This window comes from Rickettsia endosymbiont of Culicoides newsteadi (assembly GCF_002259525.1).
Classification (GTDB): Bacteria; Pseudomonadota; Alphaproteobacteria; order Rickettsiales; family Rickettsiaceae; genus Tisiphia.
This window is the reverse complement of the sequence record NZ_MWZE01000083.1, coordinates 1-5,325: the sequence shown is the minus strand read 5'-3', so window position 1 is coordinate 5,325 and position 5,325 is coordinate 1. Positions and strand designations below refer to the sequence as shown.

The window sequence follows — 5,325 nt, the reverse complement described above, 5'->3', positions numbered from 1 at the left end:
TGAGTAAAGAATAGTAACAATAAAGAGAACGAAAGTTAAAGAGTTAATGAATAAGTATTCTGAATAAAATCCGTAATTATGTCGAGGCTCTAGAAGCCGTGGGAATGAGAGGTAACTCAAGGATATTTATAAGAATGCAGAAACCATTATGGCACTCGATGCCGAATATATGACCGCTTCCTTTGTGGCTCTATTTTTTTATTTTCTTTCTTGACAAATTCACTCGTCCATATATGACAAATTTTGCATTTAAAGATAGATGTCGTGACTCGGATATATTCAAATTTTCTTCAAACAACCTACTATTTATAAGCTCTGCAAAAAACTTGTTTTCTACTTTATTTTCTTAAACTGACGCCTATACCCTCACAATGACATCTGTGAATTTGCTGTAACACTAATTGGGTTAGCTATATTTAATCTCCCTTTTAAAACTTTGATATAAAACTGGAATAACAAATATAGTAAATAGAGTACCAATAGTCATACCACCCACTATTACTAAACCAATAGACTTTTGAGCTTCGGCTCCTGCTCCTGAGGCGATAACTAATGATACTGCCCCAAAAATGGTTGCTAAAGTAGTCATTAGAATTGGTCTAAGCCTTAAGCTAGAAGCTTTAGTTACAGCTTCTCTAATATTTAATCCTTGGCTTCTTAAGTTATTAGTAAATTCTACGATCATAATAGAATTTTTTGTGATCAAACCAATTAAAGTGAGCAAGCCAATACCACTATACATATTAAACGTATTACCAAATATCCAGAGTGCTAATACGCCACCAGTAAATGAAAATGGTACAGCAATAAGGATTAATATCGGATCAGTAAAACTTTCAAATTGTGCTGAAAGCACTAAGTAAATAAACAATAAAGCAAATAAGAACGTAGTAGTCATAGTACCTTCTGATTCAGCCTTTTGCTTAATTTCGCCAATATATTCTAGAATAGTGGTATTATTATCCAATAATTCATTAGCTATGTTATTCACTTGCTTTATTGCATCGGTAATTTTTTGGTTTGGGGCTAAATCTGCCGAGATGGTTACTGATCTAGCATTATTATAATGATTATAAAATTTGATAGATACTTTCTCAACTATATTAGCCACGACATTTAATGGTAATAAATTATTAGTTGGTTTATTGGTTGGTATCAGTATCTTACTAAAGTGATCGATATTACTACGATGTTTTAAATTATACTGCATAGTTATATCATACAATTCATTGCCCATTCTAAAATCACCAAGCTGCTTTCCTGCTAGCAAATATTGCAATGTTAACCCTATATTTTCTAAACTCACACCATAAAGGTAAGCTTTATCTCGGTTAACAATTACGTCAATGATCGGAGAGAAATCTACATTACTATAAACATTCATATTCATAAAAGCTGGTTTTTTCTTCATAGCCTCCACGAATTTCTCTGATATTTGAACTAATTGCTCATATTCAAGTGAGGATTGCAAAGTAAATTCCACAGCATGTTCAGCATTACCGCTAATTAATGAACGGTGTGGTCTTGCAAAAGCCGATATTCCAGTTATTTGTTGAAATTGCTGATTAAGTAAGTTTATTATAGTTGTTTGTGACATTGACCTTACCTTCCAGTCTTTAAGAGGCACAAAACCATGACTACCTTCTGGAGACGTCATCATCAAATAACCTAATATATCTTTGTAAGAACTAAGTATTTTCTCAACTTCTATTACTGCTTTTTCTGATTGTTCACTATTAGAGCCTTGAGGACTAGAGAAGGAAATCTGCACTAAACCATCATCTTCCTGAGGGATAAACACCTTTGGGACAAAGATAAAACTAACGACTAGCAGCACTAAAGATAGGGCAATAATAAGTGAGAATTGCTTTTTATGATCAAAAGCAAGATTTAAATAGACCAAATACTTGCTTTGGACTAATTTAATAAACTGGTCAAATTTAATTAAAAACCCTAAGGAAGGTTGATCATTTTTGCCAATCATGCGACTTGCCATCATTGGCGTCAAAGTTAAAGCAACAAAACCAGAAACTAACACACAGAATGCTAAGGTCCAAGCAAATTCAATGAATAACTTGCCCATAAATCCATCAATAAAACCTATTGGTAAGAATACTGAGGCAAGTGTTATAGTCATTGCTATAATAGCAAAACCAATTTCCTTAGATGCCAGAGTGGCAGATTCCATAGCAGAATGCCCCATCTCATTGTATCTAAAAATATTTTCCAACATTACTATTGCATCATCTACCACCAAACCAATAGCCAATATCATTGCTAAAAGGGTAAATATGTTAATAGAAAACCCTAAATAATACATGAAAATAAATGTACCAATCAACGATACAGGAATAGTTACAAGTGGTATCAAAGTGATTCTTGCTGATGCCAGGAATAAATATACTACTATTATAACTAAAATTAATGCTTCAAAGATCGTGAAGAATACTGATTTGACTGAGGCATTAACTGGAATTGACGCATCATAAGCTATATCAATTGTTATATTTTTAGGTAGATTATTTTTAATTTTATCTAGTGACGACCTAACTTCTTTAGATAAATCAAGAAAGTTTGCCTTTGATTGTTTTTTACTGTAAGTGCTACCGAGCTTTTGCCGTTATATCTAAAAGTTACATCATCTTCTAGAGAAGCTAAATATATTTTAGCAATATCTTGTAACCTTAATATACTAGTATCGTTCACTTTTAATATAATTTGTTCAAACTGTTCCGGTTTACTTAAAGAACCATCTAATCTTATATCAAAATCACGACTGGCGGTTTTAATAGTTCCCGCCGGATAAGAAATAGTTTGTTTTTTTATAGCATTTTCAATTTCCAACACCGACATTTTATGCTGATATAATTTTACCGGATCTGGCTCTATCCGCATAGAATAATCTTTACCATGTACTTTAACTTCACCTATTGTTTCAAGCTTATCTAAAACGCTTTTTACACTCTCTTGAACAATTTTAGTTAATTGTAAATCACTATATACATCACTACTAACAGTTAAGATCAAATCAACAAACTTATTTCCATCTTGCTTACTAACACGAGGTGCTTGCATATCTTTTGGCAATATACGACTTATCGCAGCAATTTTAGATCGAACATCGTTTAAGGATACTTCGATATTAGCCGATGATAAAAATGTTAAAAAGATATAGCTACTACCTGTCGCACTTTGGGAAGTGATAGAATCAAGATTTTTTATAGTTTTTAGAGCCTTTTCAATACGAGTGGTAATTTCTTTTTCCATATAAAGAGCATCCGCCCCAGGATAATCTGCATGTACTGTTATTACAGGAAAAGAGATATCGGGAATCCCCCTAATTTGTAGTTTAGTAAAAAATACAGCTCCTAAAATAACAATTACTAGGCTCAGAACTGTTGCAAATACTGGACGCTTGATGCATATTTCACTTAAATACATATAAACAAATCTTATTCAATACCAATTGTTAATTTTTTCTCAAGAATTTTGGCTAAGTTACTAATAATTATTACCATAACATAATAACAAAACCCTGCTATTAACAGAGGCGTAAAATAAGTATAATGTTCCTGTGATACTAGCTGAGCTCTCCGCATTAAATCCATTCCACCGATCATTGATATAATCGATGATTCTTTGATTAGGTTAATAAGCTCATTAACCAGTGAAGGTAAAATATTTCTTATAGCTTGCGGTAAGATGATATCTTTGATCATTAATCTTTCAGTTATGCCTAACGCCTTAGCCGCTTCAATCTGCCCCTTGTCAACAGCATTCATTCCAGCTCTAATTATTTCCGAAACATACGCCCCTGAATTTAATGAGAAAGCTATGGTACCTGCAGCGAATACTCCAAGCTTAATACCAATTACCCCAGGCAAACCAAAATAAATTATGCTAAGTTGGATAAGTAGTGGTGTACCACGAAAAATTGATGTATAAAAATTAGCAAATAACCTTAAGGCATGACTTTTGCTTACCTTACAAATTGCTAGTAAAGTACCGATAATCAATCCAAATAACACTGAAACTAAGCTATATTTCAGTGTTACTACCATCCCTTCTATAATATAGAATATAGAAGAGAAATCAAGTAATTGCTCAAACATCTAATATTTCCAACTGTCGGTACAACTAATCCATTCCTTAGTATTACCTATCCGTTCATCTGCTAATTTATAGTCAATTGATGAGAAGTTGGTGACGTCGTCACTCGTCGTTCGTCTATTACTTATAGGCGTCGCTCCATCGCTCCTGCTACCCAATTCTCCTGAATTGACTATAGCTAATATTTTCTCCTCTAAAGACACTAATAATCGTTTAGCTACCACAAGATCACTCCAATTTATTTATTATTATTCAATTGTACCACATTTGTAACTCGATAATCAAATTTTTTGCAGAGTTCTGTCAATTTGTTTTATTTATCATAATAAATTCATTTGCTATAATGTAAACTTTATAACAATTTAAAATTAGTGAAAAATTTTAAATTAAGCTATAGAGATTATGATAAGTAAAAAATTAAATGAAAAAAATACAATTCTTTGTATTTCAGGTGGTGGAGTAAAAGGAATAGCTGCATTAGTTATCCTTGCAAAAATAGAAGAGATTACAGGGCTACCTATATCTAAATTATTTAACATTATTTCTGGTACTAGCGTTGGTGGGTTAATTGCTGCGTTGTTAACGCTCCCTAAAGAACAAGGGTCGAAAGAGCCTCGTTATTCAGCCAAAGAAGCGTTAGAATTATTTGAGAATAGTGCTGCTGAAATCTTCCCTAAAAGTTGCTTTAACTGTGGAATAATAAAACACAAATATACCCCAGAACCTTTGGAAGAAATGTTGGAAAAACATTTAGGGGACAATAGATTGAGCGATAGTCTTTGTCGTCTTATTATACCAGTTGCCGATTTGAACGAGGGAAGAGATAGTATCAAGGTCTATAATGGACTGAAGAAAATGGACAAAAAAATAGAGTTAAAAGTTTCCTAATTAAGATAAAATAATAAGAAAAAATTAGGAGAAAAAATGACAAAAGAAAAAGCAAGAGTTTTTAGTGCTGAAGAAAAAACTAGGATAGTATTAGAAGTGCTGAAAGAAGAGAGTCCATTATCAGTGATAGCATCAAAATATGAGATAAACTCAAAGACAATTAGTAATTGGAAAAAACAATTTATATCAAATGCAGCATTGGCTTTTGAACCAGCAAAACTGGTAAGTAAATATCAGGAACAAATTAATATGCTGAAAGAACAAAATGATGAATTAGCGAAAACTCTTGGAAAAACAATAGTAGAGAGAGATTGGGCTGTGGGAAAG

Annotated in this window: 4 protein-coding genes and 1 pseudogene; 2 read left to right on the top strand and 3 right to left on the bottom strand. The window is 32.5% G+C overall.

The annotated features are described in order from the left end of the window. Window positions 1–406 precede the first annotated feature (406 nt). The 3 genes and pseudogenes from RiCNE_RS05635 to RiCNE_RS05625 all read right to left on the bottom strand — a co-directional run bounded on the left by RiCNE_RS05635 (window position 407) and on the right by RiCNE_RS05625 (window position 4,334). A pseudogene (locus tag RiCNE_RS05635) lies at window positions 407–3,441 on the bottom strand (efflux RND transporter permease subunit). 11 nt (window positions 3,442–3,452) lie between these two features. Further along, entirely contained in the window at window positions 3,453–4,112 is a 660-nt protein-coding gene (locus RiCNE_RS05630; RefSeq protein WP_094649616.1) for an amino acid ABC transporter permease, read from the bottom strand. Beyond that, a complete protein-coding gene (locus RiCNE_RS05625; protein WP_239832716.1) occupies window positions 4,113–4,334 on the bottom strand; it encodes a palindromic element RPE2 domain-containing protein in 222 nt (73 codons plus the stop codon). A 178-nt stretch (window positions 4,335–4,512) separates the two neighbouring features. Between RiCNE_RS05625 and RiCNE_RS05620 the strand changes: the two genes are divergently transcribed. Then, complete coding sequence (locus RiCNE_RS05620; protein ID WP_094649614.1) at window positions 4,513–4,998, top strand: patatin-like phospholipase family protein; 486 nt, start codon at window positions 4,513–4,515, stop codon at window positions 4,996–4,998. A gap of 36 nt (window positions 4,999–5,034) precedes the next feature. Then, on the top strand, window positions 5,035–5,325 hold a 291-nt coding region (locus RiCNE_RS05615; protein WP_157905682.1), incomplete at its 3' end, for a transposase.

Bases quoted from the DNA above. Each gene is read 5' to 3' on its own strand.
- RiCNE_RS05630 (WP_094649616.1), bottom strand. From the start codon at position 4,112: ATGTTTGAGCAATTACTTGATTTCTCTTCTATATTCTATATTATAGAA.
- RiCNE_RS05620 (WP_094649614.1), top strand. From the start codon at position 4,513: ATGATAAGTAAAAAATTAAATGAAAAAAATACAATTCTTTGTATTTCA.